Source organism: Paenibacillus xylanexedens (assembly GCF_001908275.1).
GTDB classification, from domain to species: domain Bacteria; phylum Bacillota; class Bacilli; order Paenibacillales; family Paenibacillaceae; genus Paenibacillus; species Paenibacillus xylanexedens_A.
The window spans coordinates 5,727,706-5,750,726 of record NZ_CP018620.1 but is presented as its reverse complement, the minus strand read 5'-3'; the positions used below and the strand labels follow the sequence as shown (position 1 = coordinate 5,750,726).

Below are 23,021 nucleotides of genomic sequence, written 5' to 3'. Positions count from 1 at the left end.
CAGGATATGAGACTGATAAAAAACCCGGAAGAACGCAGGAACGAGATTTTGGATGCCGCCGAGATTCTGTTCATAACAAAGGGGTACACCAAAGCTACGGTCATGGATATCCTTCAGGCGTGCAACATTGCCAAGGGTACATTTTATTATTATTTTCAGTCCAAGGAAGAGGTTATGAACGCCATCGTTATGCGTTTTATTCTGAGTGGGGAGGCATCGGCCAGGCACGTGGTGTCCGATCTCAAACTGAACGCCCATGACAAAATTTTTCGCATCATGATGGCGCAGAATCAGCCAGACGGCAGAAAACATGATCTCATCGAGCAATTACACAGTGTTCATAATGTGGAGATGCACCAAAAGAGTCTTGTAGAGACGGTAATACGATTAAGTCCCATCTTGGCCGAGGTGGTAGAGCAGGGCATTCAGGAGGGGGTATTTCATACACCTAACCCAAAGGAATCCATCGAATTCCTGCTCGTATCTTCACAATTTTTGCTGGATCGAGGCATCTTTCAATGGGAGGAGGAAGAACTCCAAAAAAAGGTTGAAGCATTCACACATATTATGGAACGTGTGCTGGGAGCAGAACAAGGAAGCTTCGCCTACGTCACTCGTCTCTATTTTCCGAATCAAGGTTAGCCGAGAAAGGAGTATCATCCATGGAACATACCGTTCAAAAATCATTTAAAAAGTTTCTGGTAGTATGGTTCGGTCAGCTCATCTCCATGATTGGGATTGGACTTACAGCCTTCTCCCTGGGGGTGTATGCCTTCGAAAAAACGAATACAGCAACAAGTGTTGCATTGATTACCTTATTCACGTTTCTGCCGAATATCCTGCTTCGACCTATTGGAGGGGTACTGGCAGATCGATTCGACCGTCGAACGATGATGATTATCGGCGACCTGGGGTCGGCAGCCGGTTTGATTTTCATTCTGTCCATTATGCTCACAGGTGATATCCAATTATGGCATATCTATGTGGGAGTAGCCTTTAGTTCCGTGTTTTCCGCGTTGCAGAGCCCGGCATATAAGGCCTCTGCTACGGACCTGCTGGATAAGGAGCAATTCTCGAAAGGCAGCGGACTTGTACAACTGGCTGAATCCTCGAAGTTTCTGTTTTCACCCATCATTGCGGGCATTCTGCTTAGTATAACAACCATTGAAGTCATTCTGGTCATTAATATTCTGACATTCCTGGTTGCCATTCTGGCTGTGCTGGTTATTCGGAAGAGCATGAAGGTGGAGCGAGAGGATCGAGAAGGAAAAAACTGGATCACCGATATTCAAGAGGGCTGGAGAGAAGTTGTAACCAACAAGGGAGTACTGTTGCTGGTGGTGATTATTTCACTTGTCACCTTTTATCTGGGATTCCTGGAGACACTCATTGGTCCGATGCTTCTGTCATTCACGGATGCAAAGACACTTGGAACGTTTCAGTCTGTTAGTGCCATCGGCATGCTGATTAGCAGCTTGTGCATCGGCATATTTACAATAACAAAGAGATACGCAAGTGTGCTTGTGATGGGTCTGATTTTGTGCGGTTTGTCCTTTTCACTTCTGGGCATATCCACCAACATTTATTTTATTATCTTCGCAGGTTTTCTGTTCCTGTCATCACTGCCGTTTGTCAATATGAGCGCAGATGTACTGGTGCGAAACAATATCGCCAACGATAAGCAGGGCAGGGTATGGGGAATCATTGGTATTCTGTCACAACTCGGGTTTATTATCGCGTACAGTTTGGCTGGTTTTCTGGCCGACCATGTGTTTAATCCGTTACTGATGGAGGGGGGAGCACTGGCTTCGTCTGTTGGTCAAATTATTGGAACTGGACCAGGCAGAGGTATTGCCTTTCTGTTTATCATCGCGGGTCTGTTTGTTATTCTGATCGCAATAATCACATCCCGGTTGAAAATGATCAAATCTCTGGAGCAGAGCCCAGATATAGCGGCTCCATCCGATGTTGGCGGGTTGGCGCACGATTAATTCGAATCCAACAGCGTAAGCCCTTGTCCGCAGCAGCGTGCGATACTTCTTCTGTACGAAGAAGTTGTTCACACGATGAGCAGACAAGGGCTTTTTGTGCTAAGGAGTCAGCAGATGTACTTAGACAAGATGCGTTTGTGTATTTGGATTGTCGGTGGAGCTTACCCTTTAACCGCCCCTGAAGTTAGTCCTCCTACAATATACTTTTGCCCAATGAGGAACACAATCAACACAGGCAATGACGTGAGCACGATATCGGCACTGACCAGATTCCACTGGGCACTGAATTGTCCAAAGAAGTTATATACAGCCAGCGTCATCGGCCACATCTCCACTGTATTCAGCATATAGAGTGGGGCAGTAAACTCATTCCAGACACTCAGGAAATTAAGAACAAATACCGTTACCAGCACCGAGGTTAACAAAGGTACAATGATTCGCAGGAACAGCTTGACCCCATTACATCCGTCCATGATCGCGGCTTCATCCAGCTCCTTCGGGATGTTAGACACAAACGCATACGTAATGAACAGCGAGATTGGAATACCCATAGCCGTATAGAGCAGAATCATGCCGACATGTGAATTGATCATACCCATGGACTTCATGACTTCCATCAGCGGAATGTAGTTGAGTGGCAGCGTGATACCAAGAATCAGGAAAAAGTACAGAAACTTGCTGAGCTTCGAATGGTTGCGGGATAACGTGAAGGCCGAGAATGCCACAACAAACACCAATAGCAGGGAAGAGACCCCGGAGTGCAGCAGACTGTTGAAAAAGGAACCGCCCAAATGTCCCTGTTCATAGACAATTTTGTAATTTTCGAAAATAAACTTCTCGGGCAACGTCAGTTTAAGCACTTTGGCCTCGGCGTCCGACTTGAATGAATTCAGTACAATGACGACAAAAGGAATCAGAACCACCAGGCTAAGCAGCCAGGCGAGAGCATTTAACCCGATGGAAGCCAATCTTTTTCTCAATCGCATGTTAGTATTCCACCTTTCGGTTCATCAAACGAATGATGAAAAAGGAGATAACCGCCATGATGACAAACAGAATGGTAGATAGCGCACTCCCCAGTCCCCAATACCCTTTGGCAAAAGAGGAATAGACCGCCGTGTTAATCACATCCGTTGCGTTTCCGGGTCCACCATTGGTTAGCACGTATACGGCATCGAATACTCTCAGCCCGTATGTAATATTAAGCACCGTGGCAATGGTAATGGTAGGCATCAGCATCGGAATGGTGATCCGGAACAGCTTTTGACCGAACCCGGCGCCGTCAATGGACGCTGCCTCATAATAATCGCGGGGGATGGCGAGCAGTCCGGCGATGAATAGCACCATGATGTACCCCATGCCTTTCCACGTGTCCACTGCCATGATGGATGGCATGGCCCAGGTCAGGGAGCCCAGCCAGTTCTGGGCGAGAACGTCCAGTCCCATGGAACGCAGGGTTACGTTTACGAACCCGTTGTTGGGGTCAAGCAGACTTTTGAACACAAGCCCAACAATCAGGAACGACAGCACCTGCGGGGAGAAAATGATCATCCGGTGCAGATTCGCGGCCTTTACACCGCTGACCAACAGCAGGGCCAGAAACAAGCCGAGAACCGTCTTGGCGATGGATGTAACGAGGGTGAACAGGACTGTATTTTTGATAAAAAGCAGATAGGTCGGATCACCCGCCAGAATGGTGCGGAAATGCTCCAGACCGATAAAGTTCTTCTCCGAACTATAACTGTTCCAATCGGTAAAAGAATAATAGATGCCCAGCAGGGCGGGAGCGACAATGAACAGCAGATATAACACAATCGCTCCAGATGAGAAATACCAGGGGTAGATTTTGTTTGCATTCATAATCCGTAACACCTTTCCTTCCTGCCAAAATACACAAGCGGGCAAATGCCCGCTGCATGTAACGCTGTTCAGCGTTTATGTTTATCTGTGATTTACGCTGTTACTGCCACTTCTCATCTTTCAGCACTTTGGCTTGTTCAGCACGACGTTTATCAATATTTTGCAAAATCTGATCCGGTGTCATTGCGCCAGCGAACATACCTGACAAGTCCTTGCCAATATCCATCCATTGTGGATCAATGTATTTCACAGCGGCCTGCATGACCGTACCTTTTTCATGATTTTTCTCATAATCAATATAGTCCTGTGTCAGCTTTGGTTCGATTTCCGGCCAGCAGATCGTTAGATTACCTTCACCTTCATCGAACACACGTTGCAGATGATCATGCTCTGTAATCCAGCGGAAGAATTTCAGCACTTCTTCAGGATGTTTACTGTTTTTGTTACCAAACATCGCAGCCGATCCGCCCGGATTCACACCAATCGTTTGATTATCTCCCCACGGCATGACGAAGAATCCCATATTGTCTTCCATTTCCGGATACGCTTCGGACACTTCCTTTTCCGTCCCTGGAACCCGCAGCAGCATGGCCGCTTTCTCCTGACCAAACGCCTCAATTCCCGCTTCTACCGTATTGGACAAGAAGTCTTTGCCGAAATAACCGAGATCCGCAAATTCCTTCAATTGTTCAATGACCGTCTTGAGTTGCGTCATATCTGCGACCTTCATCTCATTGTTGTTTAATTTCTCGTAGGTTCCCGCTGTTGTTTGCTCATAGTTAGGCCCCGTTTCGAACAAAGGCAGAACCTGATACCAGCCGCTGGCAGGTGCTTGATAGAACGGAATAATGTCTTTATCCTTAATTTTCTGGCTGATTGCCTTGAATTCGGCATAGGATGTAGGAGGCTCTATGCCGAGCTCTTGGAAGATACGTTTGTTATAGTACACATACCAGATTTTCGTTGGCGCAAAAGAAACCCCGTACACCTTGTCATTATGACTAACGGTTGGCAAAATCTCTTCAGACATCCGACCTGTGAATTCCTCATTGGTCAAGTCAATGGCATTTTCCTCCGGTCTTACGTTGGCCGGCATGCTCAGTGGGTCCACATCGACATTGAAAATGTCAGGTGCTTCGCCAGAGGCCAGCTTCACCTTGATCAGGTCACGCCACTGTGCGTCAGGTACGACCTGGAAGTCAATTTTGACACCCGTCTCCTGCTCATATTCCTTGGCCATCGTCTGCATGATGCCTGTACGCGGAATACCGGATTGACTTGTTCCAAACGTGAGAGTCACCTTACCCGAACCTTCCGTACTTTTACCTGAGTTGCACCCGGCAAGCAGCAGAGTGGAGAGCAGGAGCACACTTGCAAGCGAAAATAGAAATCGTTTTCTCATCATTGAACCTCCCAGAATATAAAGAAAATTGTCACTTGCCGAAACGCTTAATGTAAGCGTATTCTTATGTGGATAACTTTACTGTGAACAGCGGATGTGCTCAATAGACAAAAGCGTTCTGTTGGGTGGACATTTTCGAATGGTGTGACAGATATCATCATAGGACGAGGTGTGTGGGGATTGCGATATCAATTTGGAACGCTTCAGCAAAGTCTGTTTGCCTATTACTCTGCGGTATTTATTATCTTTTCGCTGATTGTGGCGGGGCTTCTGTATGTTTTTCTTGCAAGTGACATTCGTCAGCGAAGTGAAGAACAGCAGAGACAACTGGGGGTATCAATCGTCAGTAATCTGGATCAGGAAGTGGTGAAAATGAACAACTTCTCCATGAATATCGTGTACTCCAATCTGGTCAAAGAACACTTCAGTCACTACTTGGCACCAGCGGAGGATAGCGAGCAGACAATGACGAGTGATCCGGCATTGTATAAGGATACAACCACACTAATTGATGTTATTCTCGCGATCATCAGCAGCTCCAATACAGCCAAACAGGCCAATATCTATGATGTGAATGGCAAGATGCTGGGAGCGGGTGCATTCAACGGTCAACTGTCGGTAGACCTGACTCAGCGACCGTGGTACAAGGAAACCTGGGAGCGGAGTGGCTGGCGAGTGATCCAATTGTTAGAGGGCGGAGCCTTGCCCATACCGACCGGTGAGGGGAAATCGGATCAACCCTACATTTCGCTTACCCGGGTATACAAAGATGGCAATTATGTCAGCCAGGGTGTCGTTGAGATTTTGCAGGATGCCGGAACCCTGTTTCAGCATTTGAATGAATTGCAGACCAATAACAACGATCTTCGGATCTATGTAGTGGATGAACAAAATACACGGTTGTATCCACTTGCTTCGGATGCTGATGCTTCTCAAGCAGGCCATTTCGATGATGTGGACTTGATTCAAAATCTTTCATTTCCGCCTGATACGATGCAGGAGATTACCGATCCTTTGAGTCAGTCCAAACAAATGATGACGTACATGACGTCACAGGAGACAGGATGGACCGTTATTGTCATGCAGTCCAAACAGTCCCTTTTTGCTAGTCTCAACCGGATGGCTGTGATGTTTATTGGTGCCACATTAGCTACTCTCATGCTGATCCTGGTTCTCTCGTATCTGATCTCCAAACGGGTTACTTTGCCGCTGCATCGCTTGCAGCGCATTATTCAGAAAACGGGTGAGAATGATCTGGTATCGGGTCAGGATTCAGGTCAGTTGTTCAAGCTGGAGCATCCCGGTTCTATTCGGGAGATGGATGAGCTGAATGATACATTTATCCGGCTGAATCAACAGCTTGTGCAATCGTTTCAGGACAGGCTGGCGATGAAATCTCAGGAGACAGAAGCGAGATTACTGGCGCTGCAGTCCCAGATGAACCCGCATTTTCTCTATAACAACATCACAAATATTAGCATCATGGCGGAGGAAGGCATGAATGAGCAGATTGTGGCGTTCTGTGGTCATATTGCGTCCATGCTCCGTTATATCTCTACCCCGGGTAAAAACGGGGTTCCATTGTCTCAAGAACTGGATTATTGTGAGCGGTATCTGGAGTGTATGAAGATCCGGTTTGAAGATGATCTGCACTACGAGTTTCATATTCCGGATGAGATGCAACATATCCAGGTTCCGATGCTGATGGTACAACCACTACTCGAAAATGCCATGAAATATGGACTAGGTGATACCCCTCCATGGAAACTAAATATCACTGGAGATATGGATGCAGTACAGCAAACCTGGCAGATCCACGTGGAAGACAACGGACCTGGCATGGAACCCGAGGCACTTGCCAAGATCATGCATTACATTGAACAGTCACAGGAGTGGGAGCGGATGCCTGACCTCGAAATTAACGGCATGGGACTCAAAAATATATGGGTCCGATTGAAATTATGGTATGGCACGGCAGCCCACATGCAGATTACGAACAAGCCTTCCGGCGGTGTCCAGATTACAATAGGTGGTTCCATTCGAAAGGAGCATGACTGAACCCATGACAATCAAATATAGAACGATTATTGTGGAAGATGAAGCCCTGATTCGCCGGAATGTCTCACGCAAATTCAGAGAGTTGGGCACCCGGTTCGAGGTGATCGGTGAGGCGAGGAACGGTCAGGAAGCGTTACAGCTGATCGAACATTCCGTTCCTGATCTGGTTGTAACCGATATTCAGATGCCGGTGATGAACGGATTGGAACTCGCCAAACATCTGTATTTTGCCTATCCGCATGTTAAAATTGTCATTCTGAGTGGTTATCATGAATTCGAATATGCACGGCAGGCGATCAGTTACAAGGTGGAGGATTATCTGCTCAAACCATTATCGGAAGAACAGCTTCGTACACTGCTGGATGCGATGGAATTGAAGCTTGGGAGCGCTGTGGATTCGCTTGCGCATGTCAGTGCCGTGCTGGATGAGCAGGTGAAGTCGGAGGATATCGCAGAGGCCGTTAAGTTGTATTTGAAGCAGAATTACATGCATGAGATTACACTCCAGGACATGGCGGGACAGATGCATTTTAGTGTGGACTATCTGGGGAAGTGTTTTAAGAAAGTAACGGGTGAGACTCCGCTAAAATATATGACAGGTCTGCGGATTAATGAAGCAAAACGTATGCTCGTCACGCACGAGAATATGGATATCAAGACTATTGGTGGAGCGGTAGGGTATAGTGATTCCCACTATTTCAGCCGGATCTTCAAAAACAAAACGGGCATGTACCCTAGCGAGTACCGACTGCAATTGCAGGAACGAAAAAAAGCCCTGTCCATGGATGATGAGCACCATGTTGACTTGAGCTGATTACTGGGCCAGAGCTTCTTCGGTTATTTTGCGAATATCAAACGGGGAGCGGATACCTTCTTCGATCATGTCGGGGAGAATCTGTTCCAGGAAATACTGCACACAGTGGAGGTCGATATTTTTGATTTTGACCAAGGCATAACGGTACATAACGATAAATTCTTTCTCCGTATTGCCACGTTGGAGCTCAGCAAAGGCTTCATATACTTGATCCATCTTGTCTGCGACTTCGAGTATCAGTCCTTCAACCGACTGGTCTTTACCCTCACGCAGCTGTCTGCGGAAAATAGGCTGGAACTCTTCAGGAATATTTTCATTAATAAAATGTTCAACCATGCCTTCTTCCACCTTTTGCAGCATCGAACGCAGCTCCAGTGAATAATGTTTGACGGGTGTTTTGATATCACCGATGAAGATTTCGCCATAATCATGACTGCTCGTAATTTCGTATAACTTCTTCCAATCGATGGTGGTTCCATGTTGCTCCTCAATATCTGCGAGCGTTTTGGCGTACTGTACGACTTTCCAGGAATGGGCGGATACGCTGTGTTCTTCGAATTTGAATTTGCCAGGTGTACGAATAATACGTTCAAGATCGTTTAGTGACCTGAAGTACGTGTGAATTCCCATATAAGCGTTCATCCTTTGCTGGTTGAGTATAAGTGTGAGTATCCATCGACTATACGCCAGTTATGTCAACTGTGGATTAACGCGGATAGCGACGAAGGTAAAATGAAGTTTTAATTCTCTATAGAAGGACGAGAGGATTACGAGAGGATTAAAGGGAACCTTACGAGAGAGTACGCAGGTTATCGACAAACAATAAAAAGCCACGATGTGTGACTGAACGTGAGTTCGGCATCCATCGTGGCTTTAGTGTGCAGTTACTTAGCGCTACATAAGTGCAGTTGAATCAATAATTATGATTTTTTACGTACCGGTGAAGTATACCAGTAAGCCATTCCAACAAAGAGGGCACCGCCGATAATATTACCAAGCGTTACCGGAATCATGTTATGGAACCAGCCTGCCATCGTGATTGTATCCGGGTGGTTTGGCAGCAACCAGGATAAAGACAGCAAAGTCATATTGGCAACACTGTGCTCATAACCACTTGCGATAAATGCGTACAGACACCACCAGATAAGAACAAGTTTGGCGATATCTTCTTTGGTGCGAGCAGCCATCCAGATCGCCAGACAGACGAGCCAGTTACAGAGAATTCCTCGGAAGAACAACTCAGACACGGGCGCCGCCATCTTTTTGGCAGAGACGACAAACAGCAGATGTTCCGGTGTGGCCGTTTTGAACAGACCGCTACCTACAATGAGTAGACTTAATAGAATTGCGCCGAGCAGGTTACCAACAAAGACGAGCCCCCAGTTCTTCAGCGTTTCGTTCACTGTGGTTCGGCCTGCCAGTGTACTCATGGTAAAGAACATATTGTTACCTGTAAACAGTTCTGATCCGGCAAAGATGACCAGCGTGAGAGCGAGTCCGAAGGACATGCCCATCAACATGGTTTGCAGTGGTGACTGTGCCGCAAGGAGCGGAGCACCAATACTGAAGATCAGAACGATGCCAAGCCCTACATAGGCACCAGCCATCAAGGCAGCAACCATATAACGTGGCAGGCTTGCGTTCATTTGATCCCTTTTTTTAACCGCAGCTTCAATAATTCCCTCAACACTTGGTGTATACATCACGGTTTCCCCCATTATTTTGCATCAATCTTTGAATGTTTCAATGGAGCTATATTTCAATCCAGACCTGGCCGTTCTCTACCTTCACCGGATACATTTGGACTTGACCGTTGTCCGGTGCTTGCACAAGACCTGTAGTCAGGTCGATCTTCCAATCATACAGCGGATCGTACAGATAATGCCCGGACACGATGCCTTCAGCCAGCGGCCCACCCTTAGGGTGGGGGGTGTGATTATCCGCAGCGAAGATGGTACCATCCGATGCACGAAAGACAGCAAGCTGATGGTCCTTAATCTCAACTACTCTTCCGATTCGTGGCAGGAATTCTTCAACTACTCCGGCAGGGAAGTAGGTGCCTGATTGTTTTGTCGTCATCTTAAACCACTCCTTATCTATTTAACATTCTCCAGTATTAATCCTGCAAGCTTGCTTATGGACGAGCCGATACTTCGATGCCATGGAACATTTTGCTTTGGCCTTCCTCATTGCGAATCGCTTTTTGCCAAGGTTCTTCAACATGCTCAAGTGCAAATTCAATCCGCTGCATCAACGCTTTGCGTTCCTCCAGGTTATCCACGACAACCGAACGAATATGCTCCAGACCCATGCGTTCCACCCACTCGGACGTCCGTTCCAGATAGTTACCTGTCTCGCGGTAATATTGCATGATGGCGCCGCACAGTTCTATCAACTCTTCATCTGTTTTCACTTTGCATAGGGAATCAGCCAGTCTAGCTTTAATACCGCCGTTTCCACCGATAAAGATCTCCCAGCCTCCGTCGTTACCAACGATACCGATATCTTTGGTACATGCCTCTGCACAGTTCCGCGGACAACCGTTGACGGCATATTTAAACTTGGCTGGCAGATCCAGACGTTCGAATTTACGTTCAATGCGAGCACCCATGGCCATGGAATCCTGTGTACCGAATCGGCAGAATTGGGAGCCGACACATGTTTTGACCGTACGCAGCGATTTGGCGTATGCATACCCTGAAGGCATATCCAGTTCAGCCCAGACTTTAGTCAGATCTTCTTTTTTAACACCAATCAAGTCGAGACGCTGACCACCGGTAACTTTGACTGCTTTCACATCATATTTGACTGAAACGTCAGCGATACGTTTGAGGTCCGCTGGTGTAGTCACCCCGCCATACATCCGAGGTACAACCGTATACGTTCCATCCTTTTGAATATTCGCGTTCATACGTTCGTTAACAAAACGGGATTCTTTCTCATCTTCGTGAGTATCCGGTGCAATCATGCCAAGGTAATAGTTGATCGCCGGACGACATTTGGAACAACCTTCAGGTTGACTCCAACCCAGTACATTCATGACCTCTTTGGTCGTTTGTAATCCATTTGCACGAATCTCGGCTACAATCTCATCCCGTCCCATGGAAGTACATCCGCAGATGCCCTGTTTGGCTCCAGTACTGAAACTGTCTCCAAGTACATATTGCAAAATCTGTTCCACAACCGGTTTACATCCACCGCAAGAGCGGGTTGCACCGGTACAGGCTTTGATTTCATCTACGCTGGTAAGTCCTTGATTTGTAATGACATCAACAATGGTTCCTTTAGTTACACCGTTACATCCACAAACAATCTCGTCTTCCGCCATCGTTTCTACAGAGGTGGTTTTCTTATGACCCCCGCAGCCTGTACCCATGAGTGAACCATACAATTCTTCGGTCATTTCAGTCTGTTGTTTGATCAGTTTCTGCAATTCGGCAGAATCCGTAATGTCACCGAAGAGAACGGCGCCGACCATTTTATTATCACGAAGCAGAATTTTTTTGTAAGTCCGTTTCCAGTCATCTTTGTGCGAAATGACGGTGTGCTCTGGGCTGTCGATGAATTCACCAGTTGAAAACACGTCCACACCCGAAATTTTCAATTTCGTGGATACAACTGAACCTTCATAAGGAGCGGTCTCCACACCGCAGATATGTTTCGCCAGAATCATACCTTGCTCGAACAATGGGGCAACGAGGCCGTAACATACCCCGCGGTGCTCTGTACATTCCCCAACCGAGTACACATTCTCAAGTGAAGTCTGCATATAGTCATTCACGACAATGCCCCGATTCACTTCCATACCGCTTTCGCGGGCTACAGCCGTATTGGGTTTAATGCCTACAGCCATGACCACAAAATCAACATTCAGAACCGTATCATCTGCAAAACGAATTCCTTCAACCCGTTCGCCACCCAGCAGTTCGGAAGTCTGCGCACCCATTTTGAACCGGATACCCTGACGTTCGAGTTCTGCCTTCAACATGGCTGAAGCTTGCGGATCAAGCTGACGCTCCATCAGATCTTCCATCAGATGCACTACGGTAACTTCCATGCCAAGTTGTACCAACCCTTTGGCAGCTTCAAGACCAAGCAATCCGCCTCCGATAACGGCCGCTCTTTTATACTGCTTAGCAGCTTCCAGCATGACATTACAATCGGCGATATCGCGGAAACCGACAACACCTTCTTTGTCATGTCCAGGTACGGGGAGAATAAAGGAGTTGGAGCCTGTTGCAATGATAATTTTGTCATAAGGAACGCGAGTTCCATCCTCAGTCACAACTTCGTGTGTCTCGGCATCGATTCGTGTAACCGTTGTGCCTGTGTGCAATGTAATGCCGTAATCTTCATACCAGTGAAGGTCGTTCAGCACGATATCGTCCAGCGTTTTGCTTCCTTCCAGTACGTACGACAACATAATGCGGTTGTAGTTAGGATAGGGCTCGGTGCCAAAAACGGTAATATCAAATCGCGTAGTTAATTTCAGAATTTGTTCAACGGTACTGATTCCTGCCATACCGTTACCAATGATGATGAGGTTCTCTTTTTTTCCGTTCATGTGTGTATGCCTCCTTGAATAGACGCTGTACATTACTCAAAATTTAAGTGGTTTATATTTGAAATTATACAAGTAGTTGACGACAGTTTATGTGATTTAATTCACTAATAAAGATAGTTCAGTCAACTATTCGTTGGTGTGATCCCGGTCACAGATTTTTATATATATTTCCAGAGCGACATATATACATATCCAAATGGATATTATACAGGCTGATTAATCAAGGCATATACTACGAGGCATAACGACGCGTCGATATGATCTTTTCAAAATTTGGTATTTTTTTTGCTAACACGAAACACACTACTAGGGCTTAATGAAGTTTCAGAAGTGAAGATGGGGACGTGAATTCTCATTGTGTTGACATGGCTGAAAGGAGATCACCTATGGGTGTAAAAAGAATGGACGATACCTCACCGGCTGCAACACAGCCGGAGATTATTAAAGCGGTTGCAGTAACTGCTGTGATGATGCAGCTGATCCTGTCGGTTCTCTTAAAGCAGTTTCCCGATGTATCTCACAGAATAGAGATTGGCATGTTGTACAATCTGGCGAAGTTCTCGGCACCTGCCTTTATTTTTGCCATTTTGTATGATGTGGCACAGCTGCGAGACGTAAAGTATGGACACTATGTATGGCATAAAGCTAAAGAGATCATCGGGCCTTATCTCTTCTGGACTACCGTATATATATTAACGGTGAATGCAGGCGGATATGAGCAGGTGGGGGATGTTGTACAAGCCTTTCTGCTGGGAACGGCAGCCCCGCATTTGTGGTATACGGTCATGATGTTCCAATATCATTTGCTCATTCCGCTGGTGACTGCACTGGCTCTGCTCATGATTCGGAATCGAAAAAAAGCAGCTGTGGCATGGGTGGTATCCATCATCGTGTATGCCATTCTGATTCTGCTCTATGACCGATATGTTCTGCTGGATCTTTTGCATCCCGATCTGGTCTACACGGATCGAATCTTTGCCATGTATGGACTATTTGCATTGCTGGGAATGGGTACATCCATATATAAGGAAGCTTGCCTTGTCTGGTTGGACAAAATGAAGTGGGCGCTGCTGCCCATCGGTGTGCTGTTGTTTATTTGGGTGAACCGGGAACTATTTGCGTATGGGTTTGAGGATATGAATTTGTTGAAGTCTTCGTATCTGAAACCGTCGATGGTGCTGTTTAACATGGCGCTCATCTTGCTCCTGTACGCTGGTGCAACGGGACTGATTCGTATGAAAGTCCGATTCCTGCCTGCTTTTCGCTGGATTGCCAAATATGCGTTTCGGGCATATCTCGCCAGTTATTTTGCACTGAATCTGACGATCTGGATGATGGGCAGTTATGTGAAGGAGATGCCGCTCGGCATCAGCATCGTGCTTTTGCTGATTTGCACTGCGATTCTAGCCTTCACGATGGTGTATTACATTGAGAAATTGTGCAAGGCAGTGATGCGACTTCTCAGACCGAGGAATCACCAGGGGCATCAGCCAGCGCCAGCTCACGGAAATAAGCGACCGTAAACTCGCGAAAAATCAGACAAGCTTTGGACAGGTAATGATCTTCCAACCAGGAAATCCCAATCGTTCGTTCGCATACAGGCTGTTCAATCCGAATCAATCGTACATGTTCACCCACAGATCCATCCCAGGACACCGCAGGAACGAGTGCAATACCAAGGCCAGCGCGAATGAGTCCGCGTACGGTTGCCGGATCATCACTTTCGAAAATACGCTTTGGATTGAACCCGGCAATTCGGCAAAGGCTGTCGGTTCGTTCACGAAGGTCGTTTCCTGCACGTAGCGTGACAAAGTGTTCCTCGGATGCATCTTCCAATCGGATGGATGTTCTCCCAGCCAGTTTGTGGTCAGCGGGTACAGCCAGGAACAGTTCCTCTGTAAGAAGAGGCAAGCTCTCCACTCGGGGAATCTGCAAGGGCAGCGAAGAGATGCAGAGATCAAATCGGGGAGGCTCAGAAGGACCAAAATGCTGGATTAACGTAAATGTGATATCCGGGTATTGTTGTCTGAATCGGGATAACAGGGCGGGAACCACGTGAGAGCCTACAGGGAATGCAAGACGGATATCGCCTGCCTGACCAGATGACATATCCGCAAGTTCCCGTTTTCCATTTTCGAGTGCCTCAAGAGATTGCTCGGCATATTTCAGAAATACACGACCATAGTTGTTCAGCCGGATGAACTTTCCTGTTCGATCGAATAATTCGGTTCCTAATTCCTGTTCAAGCAGTTTCAACGTTTTGCTCAAAGCTGGCTGGGAGACGTGCAGTTCTTCTGCCGCTCGTGTGATGTGCTCCAGCCTTGCAATTTTGCAGAAATAACGAAGTTGCATTAAATCCATGCCAATCACCATCCATATCAATTTGGTTATGTATATATGTATAACTATATATTATACATTATTAATGTGAGGAGTAAAATAAAACCTGTACCGCATGTGAATGAACGAATTTCAGATTGAATTAGAGAACATGATAATGAAACCAAATGGCAGATGAACATTAAATCATAATTAAGGGAGGCTGGTCAGAGATGAGTACGACCAAACAGCAGCAACAGCCCTTGGGCCCATCAAGCTGGACGACCAGAAGAGATGAGAAACATAGCAGAATGCAGAAGGTAGAGTCTTTACTCAAGGGAAAGGTACTGCCGACAGAGCAAATTGTAAATGCACTTGAGTTGCTCATCCGACCGGGTGATCGTGTTGTACTGGAAGGAAATAATCAGAAACAGGCCAGTTTTTTGTCCGCTGCACTGGTTCAGGTCGATCCGGAGAAGGTCAATCAGTTACACATGATTATGTCGAGTATTTCACGTCCGGATCATCTGGACATCTTTGAAAAGAAGATCGCTTCCAAGCTTGATTTTTCCTATTCGGGTTCACAAAGTCTCCGCATGTCGCAGATGATTGAGGATAACAGTATCGAGATTGGCTCGATTCACACCTATCTGGAGTTATATGGTCGACTGTTCATTGATTTGATTCCAAATGTTGTGCTCGTGGCGGCGGATAAAGCAGACCGTCAGGGGAACCTGTACACCGGAGCCAATACGGAGGAAACGCCAACCATTATCGAAGCAGCGGCCTTCCGTAACGGAATCGTCATCGTGCAAGTGAATGAACTGGTGGATGAGGTTCCACGGGTAGATATTCCCGGCGCATGGGTAGATCTGGTTGTTGAATCGGATCGGCCTTACCAGTTGGAAGCTCTGTTTACACGGGACCCGCGCCAGATCAAAGAGACTCATATTCTCATGGGCATGATGGCGATCAAAGGTATATACGCCAAACATAACGTTCAATCGTTGAATCACGGCATTGGATTTAATACGGCGGCCATTGAATTATTGCTTCCGACTTACGGGGAGTCACTTGGACTGCGCGGCAAAATATGCAAACACTGGGCGCTAAATCCCCACCCCACATTAATTCCGGCAATTGAGAGTGGCTGGATTGAAAGTATCCATTCTTTTGGCGGCGAGGTAGGGATGGAGAAGTATACAGCCGCTCGTCCGGACGTATTTTTCACAGGACCTGATGGTTCCATGCGTTCTAACCGTGCACTCTGCCAAGTGGCAGGTCAGTATGCAGTAGATATGTTTATTGGTTCAACATTACAAATCGATCCCGAGGGCAACTCATCAACGGTGACCTCGGGTCGTCTCAGCGGATTCGGCGGCGCGCCCAATATGGGACATGACCCACATGGACGCAGACATGATACCGAAGCCTGGCTGAACATGATGAATGGAGAGGGACCGCTGGTTCGGGGTAAAAAATTGGTCGTACAGATGGTGGAAACATTCCAGAACGGAGAGCGGCCAACCTTTGTAGATTCCCTGGATGCCATTCATGTTGGTCAGGAAGCCCATCTGCCCATTGCACCTGTCATGATCTACGGTGAGGATGTAACACATGTGGTGACGGAAGAGGGAATTGCCTATCTGTACAAGGCACAGAACATCGAAGAACGCAAACTTGCACTCGCGGCGGTTGCCGGTGTTACTCCGCTCGGACAGGCTCATGATGCAAGCTTGAATGAACGTCTGATCAGTGATGGACTGATTGCGTTCCCGGAACAACTGGACATTCGCCGCACGGATGCCAAACGGTCGCTTCTGGCGGCCAAAAGTGTCGAGGAGCTGGTGGAATGGTCCGGTGGACTATACAATCCACCATCCAAGTTCCGCAGTTGGTAAGCCCTAAGAGGGATGCACCTGTCCCTATGTGGCAGGACTTGAAGCCGATGAAGCTGGCTTGGGCCAGTTCGGCAGCACAGAGATGCGGAGTGCTGCTCGGTGAACTGGCCGTGCAGGCGTTGATTGATGAGGCGGAGTTGACGCCAAAACCGGGTCTTGTAGATTTGCGTGACAATGGCGCACATACAGATCTGAACGTGGAGCTGATGCGCCGCTCGGCACGGGCGCTGCGGCCTGCCTTTACAGCGATGGGTGAGGCAGGGTGGGCACAGCCTGCGGATCAATCGCTGCGTGAACGCCTGGCTGCGATTGGGCGTGACGGCGAAGCCAGTATGCTCGCAGCCACAGGCGGAACCAACACACATCGCGGAGCTGTGTGGGCACTTGGGTTGCTCACCGGCGCTGCCGCGGTGAGTGGGCCCGGCACTAGCGCGACTGAGATTGCAGCCGTCGCTGGGGCGCTTGCCCGGCTGCCCGACCGGCATGCTCCGCAGCAGCGGACGTCGAACGGGCAGCGTGTGCAGCGCCGCTACGGCGCACGCGGCGCGCGGGAAGAAGCCGAAGCAGGCTTCCCGCACGTAGTGGACATCGGGCTGCCAGCGCTACGCGCAGCCCGGAGTGCAGGGCGCACAGAGACGCAGGCGCGTCTGGATGCGCTCCTGGCCATCATGGCAAGTCTCGAAGATACTTGCCTGCTGCACCGCGGCGGGCACGATGCCCTCGCCGCCGCAAGAAGCGGTGCCGCCACCGTGCTGTCACGGGGTGGCAGCGGCACCGCGGAAGGCATGGCTGCCCTGGAGCAACTGGGCAGCCGCCTTGTCGGGATTGGCGCTTCCCCTGGCGGAAGCGCGGACTTGCTGGCTGCGGTCTTGTTTCTCGACCGCATAGATCAGAGTGCGTCAACCGAGCTTGATGCATGTCCGCTCGCAACGAGTCAGTTATAACAGAAACAATTTGGAGGTGCAGGACACCATGGAAACCATGACTTTTAATTATAAAACATCACGTAAGCTGGAAGGTAAAGCCCATGTCGGGGTGGCTGGTTCAGGAGATCTGGAGCTGTTGATGGAACCGTCTGCGGATGGTCAGGCACATGTCGAGATCCGAACGACAGCCAAAGGCTTTGGCGATATATGGCAAGCAGGATTGGACCGTTTTTTTCAAAAGCACGATGTGGCGGTTTCGATCCAAATCAATGATTTTGGTGCAACGCCAGGTGTTGTGAATCTGCGTTTGGCCCAAGCGATGGAGGTGCTGACCCATGAACAATAAGGCAGAGTGGATGGCGGTAAAAGAGAGCTTCATTGAGCTGCGTGCGCGTGATCGTGCCAAGTCGGTATTGGACGAAGGCACATTCCGCGAATTGATTGATCCGTTTCAGCGTGTGGAATCCCCCCATCTTCCGCTTCAGGGCATCGTCCCGCAAAGTGATGATGGTGTAGTTACCGCTCGGGGAACCATTGATGGACAACCTGCTGTTGTGATTGCGCTTGAGGGTGCATTCCAGGGGGGCGGTATCGGCGAGGTATGTGGTGCCAAAATCGCCGGGGCTCTGGAGCTGGCGTTGCAGGATCATGAACAGGGTGTGCCGACACGTCCAGTGTTATTGCTTGAAACCGGCGGGGTACGTCTGCAAGAGGGGAATTATGGTCTGCTGGCTATTGCCGAGATTGGCGCAGCGATTGTAGCTTTGCGTCCTCATACACCTGTCGTCAGTGTGATCTCGGGGATGATTGGCTGTTACGGCGGGATGTCGATCTGTGCAGCAGGTTTGTCCAGTCATCTAATCATGACACGTCAGGGCCGGATGCAGCTGAACGGGTCCGAGGTTATTGAACAAGAGGCAGGGATCGCCGAACTCGATTCGGGTGACAAACAAAAGATCTGGTCCATGGTGGGTGGCAAACAGCGTGTCGAAGCCGGATTTGCAGATCAGTTGGTTGAAGATGACATCGGCCAGATTAAACAAGCCATTCGGGATTCATTCGAGCAAGATGTCAAAAAAATAAACCGGAGCGCACAAGTGAATCTCTACCAGCATCTGCTTGCCGAGATTGGCAGCGCAGAGAATCTCAAGCCGGAAGATGTGCGCGAATTATGGAAGAATCGCAAGGACGAAACGGGCGCAGAGCAGCTGGAGCAGCTTCGTCAAGGATGGGTCTCCAGTTCCAATTCGTCAGGGACACGAGGAGAAAAATGGTTCAACCTGCTGGCGGATCATGGAGACATCAGACAGGGAGAAGCCCCTTCTGTGCTGTGCGCAGATGGACGGATTGGTGAGGAAAACGTCAGATTTATCTCGGTTGTTCCTGATCCCAATGCCAGATTTGTTCGTGCCCGCAACGGCGAAGTGGGGCTGGACGAGGGCTGGAGTATTGCAGCTTACGTGCGTGAAGCCATAGAAGCAGATCAAGATGGTCAGCGCCGTACAATTGTAGCGATCGTTGATGTACCAAGTCAGGCCTATGGCTATCGTGAGGAACTGTTAGGCATACACCTGGCTTGCGCAGCAGCAGCAGATGCTTATGCATCGGCTCGATTAGCAGGCCATCCGGTGATTGCCCTGATTGTGGGCAACGCGATCTCCGGTGCTTTCCTGGCACACGGAATGCAGTCCAATCGCCTTATCGCATTCAATGACCCAGAGGTTACGGTTCAGGTCATGTCCAAACAATCTGCCGCGCGCATCACTCGTCGCAGTATTGATGAGCTTAATGAAGCAGCGACCAAAGTGCCAGGGGCGGCATATGATGTGCAGTCTTTTGCCAAATTGGGTGCCCTACACCAACTGGTTGATGGGATTAACGCATTCTCACCCGATCCGTCTGATGTAGAGAAGGTTCAGCGTATTCTTACGGATACCATACAGGAAATACGTCAGTCCCCGGTGGACCTCCGTTCCCGTCTGACCTCCGAGGCGGCTCAGTCTGGTCGTGCAGCTTCCGTTCATGTGCGTAAGCTGCTGAAGGAACAGTGGAACCAATAGCTAGATCTTTTCAAGTGCATGACCTGTTAAAGATTCACGGGAATGCCGTGCTGAGAGGAGAGCAGCCGGTTCCAGTGTGGGTCACCACTACGATGAGGAAAAACCCTTGGGTTGTAGTTCGCAGGGCAGAACAGACGGCGGGGAACATTCCAGTTGGTGTTCGGGGGCCAGAGCGGCATTTACGCTGGGCCGCTTCCATCTCGCCGGACGATGTAATTGCCAGGGTAAGCCCTGAGCAGCTGGTGGCAGATCAAGCATGGTATAACCTCCCGGAGGAACGTTGGAATATTGCTGCGATCGGTATGATACAGCAGGTTGCTGAACTCTGGAGCAGGACGGAACGGATCTGGGGTCCGGGAGGCAGTGTTGGATTTGAGCTGGCTACAGGGCAAGAGGTCACACGTCCAGAAAGCGATCTGGATCTGATTCTTCGTTTACCCGAACGACTTACACCTGAGCAGGCAACAGAACTGCTGGAAAAGCTAAATACTCATTTGAGCATCTCTGGTAAATGGAGCGGAGTCCGGCTGGATCTTCAGGCAGAAACTGCAGCAGGATCGTTCTCGCTGGCGGAGTGGGCCAGAGGGGGCTCGAAGGTGATGTTAAAAACATGCTCAGGTCCTATACTTACGAATGATCCATGGGAGATTTCGAAATAAGGGAGGAGAAATAGAATGAGCGTAGTCTTCTTATTCCCTGGTCAGGGAGCCCAGCGTCCAGGCATGCTCCATGAATTACCCTCTCATCCGGCAATTCAGGCGACACTGCATGAGGCCAGTGAGATTTTGAACATGGACGTGCTGGAACTGGACACACAGGCATCGCTGGAAACAACCGACCACGTACAACTGGCATTATGTATCAGCGGCGTTGCTGTGGCTCGGGCCCTATTGGAGGAAGGCGTGAAGCCGGCCTATGTTGCGGGTCATTCCGCTGGGGCTTTTGCGGCAGCGGTTATATCGGGCGCAATAACGCTCAAGGACACGTTGCCGTTGGTCCGGTTACGAGGTGAAGGCATGATGACAGCTTACCCCGAAGGTTATGGCATGGGCGTTGTGACCGGACTTCTTCGGCGTGAGGTAGAGGTTGTGGTGAATCAGATTCATACTGAAGAGAATCCGGTGTACATCTCGAATCTGAATGCACCTACCCAGATTTCGATCGCAGGCAAACTGGAGGCGATCGACACCGTTCTCGCTGTATGCCTTAAAAATGGAGCCCGTAAAGCCATACGGCTGAATATGAACGTACCATCCCACTGCAAGCTGCTGGACCCCGTTTCCTTGAAGTTAACGGAAGCCATCGGTCATATCCAAATGAATGAACCTCGTATTCCTTACGCGGGCAACGTCAGAGGACGTGTACTGCGGACGGCCAATGACATTGGACAGGATCTTGCAACCAACATTGCACATCCCGTTCGTTGGGATGAGGTGTCCACGCTAATTTATGAACTGGGAGGAAGACTTTTTCTGGAGATGCCTCCGGGACAGGTTCTGTCAGATTTGGCGAGAGAGGCTTTTGCTGAAGCACGTACTGCTGCACTACAAATGACCAGTCTGGAATCTGCCGTTCTGTTGTCTGAAAGATACAGCGATGGCGTGTGAAGCCGTGTTGTATGAAAGGATAGGCATTCCCGTATCGTGTTGTTGACAAATTGATCGTCACTAAAATAAGAAATGCGAACTATTGTTCTTATTTTGTTTTCGTTGTAAAATCGGAACAGGGCCGTATGTTCCCGATTTCTTCGAAAGGACGTTTTTGCATCATGATGGGAAGATCCCACCTTATTATCGGGACAGGCGTGTCGCTTTCTGTTCTGCAGTTGGCCGGTATGCCGGTGACTGCGCCGGCCGTTACGGTTGCTCTGATTGGTTCGTTATTGCCTGACATCGATGAGCCAAATTCGCTGCTGGTATCCAGAGCCTTGCCTAACAGTCTGATCAGGTTGTTACAGACGATTCTGTTGCCTACAGCTGTCTTTGTGTACTTTTATGTTCATGCCAAACCATGGAACCTGTTGCTTGCGCTCCTCATTGCGCTCGTGTCATTCCTGCCTTCGCGTTCGCTTCGCAAAGTGTTGATGTTTGCGATTGGACTCGGACTGGTGTTTTACGGTCACGCATTTGCGCCGTGGAATCTGATTGCAGGTAGCCTGCTTATGCTGTGCACCACGCTAACTCATAGGGGATTGACGCATACCTTATATGGAACTGCGATATGGGCCGGCTTACTTTACAGCACGACCCAGCAGCAGGGACCGGAGATCTGGGTAGCGGGAGGCACGGCATATGCGATGCATCTGTTGGCCGATTCACTAACCAATCGGGGTATTCGTCCGTTACCTCCGCTCAAGTGGCGCATACGGGTGAATCTGATGAGTACAGGGACCAAGCGTGGGGCCGTTGTAGAGAATGTCTGCATTGTGCTTACCCTTATTTTGGCCTGGATTGCATTCTCGCCGCTATTTCTATAGCCATACCTATAAACGCCAGCCTGCATATTGTAGGCTGGCGTTTATAGGTATGCATTTCATAATGAATGGATCGTAATAACCTAGCCAATTCAGGATTAAGATGGTGAATCAGTAAGGTCGTCAATATCGGAAGAACCAAATACAAATAAAACAACAAGAATGACAATGATCAGTAGCTCAGCGAATCCATTTCCGTCAAAGTCAGACATCACTTCAACCTCATTTCTTGGCGTTTAAGAATTAATTCTCTGTTGAAATGCCTGTATAACATCATTAAGCGTCATATCGCCGCCAGTTTCATCCAGGAATTGTACCAGTTTGTCTGAATTGGAGGGTGTGACCTTTTGAAGTGTTTTATATTGACCAACTAATTCTACAACCAATGTAGCCTCACGAAACAACGTGACTGCATCCACTCTCAACTTTCCGCTCACCAATAGCGCTGCTACAATCAGTTCGAGATTTTTCCCTTTGAGGCTTCCATTAAGGAGGGTGTTAGCAGCGTTTGGTTTTTTGTTAGAACCTTTATTTGATTTTCCGTTCCTTCCCACTGCCATAACAGGTCCCCCACTGGTTGGTGTTTGGTTATTGATCTTCCATTATCGTATATCTTATGTGGCATTCTCCATAATGTTCAACCTATTAAACTA

21 protein-coding genes are annotated in these 23,021 nt (G+C 48.6%); 12 read left to right on the top strand and 9 right to left on the bottom strand.

From position 1 onward, the window contains the following. Nucleotides 1-6 precede the first annotated feature (6 nt). Both BS614_RS25200 and BS614_RS25195 read left to right on the top strand, forming a co-directional pair. Complete coding sequence (locus tag BS614_RS25200; protein ID WP_074095941.1) at nt 7-642, top strand: TetR/AcrR family transcriptional regulator; 636 nt, start codon at nt 7-9, stop codon at nt 640-642. Between the two features lie 20 nt (nt 643-662). Continuing rightward, the gene (locus BS614_RS25195) at nt 663-1,991 is read left to right on the top strand and encodes an MFS transporter (RefSeq protein WP_074095940.1); all 1,329 of its coding nucleotides are present in this window, start codon (nt 663-665) and stop codon (nt 1,989-1,991) included. A 161-nt stretch (nt 1,992-2,152) separates the two neighbouring features. On the opposite strand, the gene BS614_RS25190 is transcribed toward BS614_RS25195, so the two are convergent. The 3 genes from BS614_RS25190 to BS614_RS25180 all read right to left on the bottom strand — a co-directional run bounded on the left by BS614_RS25190 (nt 2,153) and on the right by BS614_RS25180 (nt 5,256). Continuing rightward, a complete protein-coding gene (locus BS614_RS25190) occupies nt 2,153-2,977 on the bottom strand; it encodes a carbohydrate ABC transporter permease (protein ID WP_074095939.1) in 825 nt (274 codons plus the stop codon). Between the two features lies 1 nt (nt 2,978). Further along, nucleotides 2,979-3,851 (bottom strand): carbohydrate ABC transporter permease, encoded by an 873-nt coding sequence (locus BS614_RS25185; protein ID WP_074095938.1) that lies wholly within the window; start codon nt 3,849-3,851, stop codon nt 2,979-2,981. Between the two features lie 100 nt (nt 3,852-3,951). Beyond that, complete coding sequence (locus BS614_RS25180; protein WP_244898192.1) at nt 3,952-5,256, bottom strand: ABC transporter substrate-binding protein; 1,305 nt, start codon at nt 5,254-5,256, stop codon at nt 3,952-3,954. 177 nt (nt 5,257-5,433) lie between these two features. Between BS614_RS25180 and BS614_RS25175 the strand changes: the two genes are divergently transcribed. Next, nucleotides 5,434-7,311, top strand: a complete 1,878-nt coding sequence (locus tag BS614_RS25175) for a cache domain-containing sensor histidine kinase (protein WP_074095936.1) — start codon at nt 5,434-5,436, stop codon at nt 7,309-7,311. 4 nt (nt 7,312-7,315) lie between these two features. After that, a complete protein-coding gene (locus BS614_RS25170) occupies nt 7,316-8,125 on the top strand; it encodes a response regulator transcription factor (RefSeq protein WP_074095935.1) in 810 nt (269 codons plus the stop codon). On the opposite strand, the gene BS614_RS25165 is transcribed toward BS614_RS25170, so the two are convergent. The 4 genes from BS614_RS25165 to nirB all read right to left on the bottom strand — a co-directional run bounded on the left by BS614_RS25165 (nt 8,126) and on the right by nirB (nt 12,689). Then, a complete protein-coding gene (locus BS614_RS25165) occupies nt 8,126-8,755 on the bottom strand; it encodes a YfbR-like 5'-deoxynucleotidase (RefSeq protein ID WP_074095934.1) in 630 nt (209 codons plus the stop codon). Between the two features lie 290 nt (nt 8,756-9,045). Further along, on the bottom strand, nt 9,046-9,828 hold the full coding sequence (locus BS614_RS25160; protein ID WP_074095933.1) for a formate/nitrite transporter family protein: 783 nt from the start codon (nt 9,826-9,828) through the stop codon (nt 9,046-9,048). A gap of 49 nt (nt 9,829-9,877) precedes the next feature. Continuing rightward, nucleotides 9,878-10,204 (bottom strand): nitrite reductase small subunit NirD, encoded by a 327-nt coding sequence (gene nirD / locus BS614_RS25155; RefSeq protein WP_036615174.1) that lies wholly within the window; start codon nt 10,202-10,204, stop codon nt 9,878-9,880. Between the two features lie 55 nt (nt 10,205-10,259). Then, entirely contained in the window at nt 10,260-12,689 is a 2,430-nt protein-coding gene (gene nirB, locus BS614_RS25150) for a nitrite reductase large subunit NirB (RefSeq protein ID WP_074095932.1), read from the bottom strand. Between the two features lie 386 nt (nt 12,690-13,075). Here nirB and BS614_RS25145 point away from each other — a divergent pair, with 386 nt between their 5' ends. After that, nucleotides 13,076-14,212, top strand: a complete 1,137-nt coding sequence (locus BS614_RS25145) for an acyltransferase family protein (RefSeq protein WP_074095931.1) — start codon at nt 13,076-13,078, stop codon at nt 14,210-14,212. Here the strand turns inward: BS614_RS25145 and BS614_RS25140 are convergent. After that, the gene (locus BS614_RS25140) at nt 14,151-15,050 is read right to left on the bottom strand and encodes a LysR family transcriptional regulator (RefSeq protein ID WP_074095930.1); all 900 of its coding nucleotides are present in this window, start codon (nt 15,048-15,050) and stop codon (nt 14,151-14,153) included. The two genes, BS614_RS25145 and BS614_RS25140, sit on opposite strands and share 62 nt — an antisense overlap. Nucleotides 15,051-15,241: 191 nt before the next feature. On the opposite strand from BS614_RS25140, the gene mdcA reads away from it, so the two are divergent. The 7 genes from mdcA (at nt 15,242) to BS614_RS25105 (ending at nt 22,371) form a co-directional block, all read left to right on the top strand. Further along, the gene (mdcA, locus tag BS614_RS25135; protein ID WP_074095929.1) at nt 15,242-16,909 is read left to right on the top strand and encodes a malonate decarboxylase subunit alpha; all 1,668 of its coding nucleotides are present in this window, start codon (nt 15,242-15,244) and stop codon (nt 16,907-16,909) included. After that, nucleotides 16,861-17,853 carry a triphosphoribosyl-dephospho-CoA synthase gene (locus BS614_RS25130; protein WP_074095928.1) on the top strand — a complete coding sequence of 331 codons (993 nt, stop codon included), beginning with the start codon at nt 16,861-16,863 and terminating at the stop codon, nt 17,851-17,853. Before mdcA ends, BS614_RS25130 begins: the two co-directional genes overlap by 49 nt. A gap of 28 nt (nt 17,854-17,881) precedes the next feature. Next, nucleotides 17,882-18,181, top strand: a complete 300-nt coding sequence (locus BS614_RS25125) for a malonate decarboxylase subunit delta (RefSeq protein WP_074095927.1) — start codon at nt 17,882-17,884, stop codon at nt 18,179-18,181. After that, nucleotides 18,171-19,895, top strand: a complete 1,725-nt coding sequence (locus tag BS614_RS25120) for a biotin-independent malonate decarboxylase subunit beta (protein WP_244898191.1) — start codon at nt 18,171-18,173, stop codon at nt 19,893-19,895. Before BS614_RS25125 ends, BS614_RS25120 begins: the two co-directional genes overlap by 11 nt. Continuing rightward, the gene (locus BS614_RS25115; protein WP_084174718.1) at nt 19,883-20,554 is read left to right on the top strand and encodes a malonate decarboxylase holo-ACP synthase; all 672 of its coding nucleotides are present in this window, start codon (nt 19,883-19,885) and stop codon (nt 20,552-20,554) included. The genes BS614_RS25120 and BS614_RS25115 overlap by 13 nt, the downstream gene beginning before the upstream one ends. A gap of 15 nt (nt 20,555-20,569) precedes the next feature. Beyond that, nucleotides 20,570-21,502 (top strand): ACP S-malonyltransferase, encoded by a 933-nt coding sequence (locus BS614_RS25110; RefSeq protein WP_074095926.1) that lies wholly within the window; start codon nt 20,570-20,572, stop codon nt 21,500-21,502. A 161-nt stretch (nt 21,503-21,663) separates the two neighbouring features. After that, nucleotides 21,664-22,371 carry a metal-dependent hydrolase gene (locus BS614_RS25105; RefSeq protein WP_074095925.1) on the top strand — a complete coding sequence of 236 codons (708 nt, stop codon included), beginning with the start codon at nt 21,664-21,666 and terminating at the stop codon, nt 22,369-22,371. A gap of 233 nt (nt 22,372-22,604) precedes the next feature. Here BS614_RS25105 and BS614_RS25100 read toward each other — a convergent pair whose 3' ends face one another. Then, nucleotides 22,605-22,928 carry a hypothetical protein gene (locus BS614_RS25100; protein WP_074095924.1) on the bottom strand — a complete coding sequence of 108 codons (324 nt, stop codon included), beginning with the start codon at nt 22,926-22,928 and terminating at the stop codon, nt 22,605-22,607. Between the last annotated feature and the right edge of the window lie 93 nt (nt 22,929-23,021).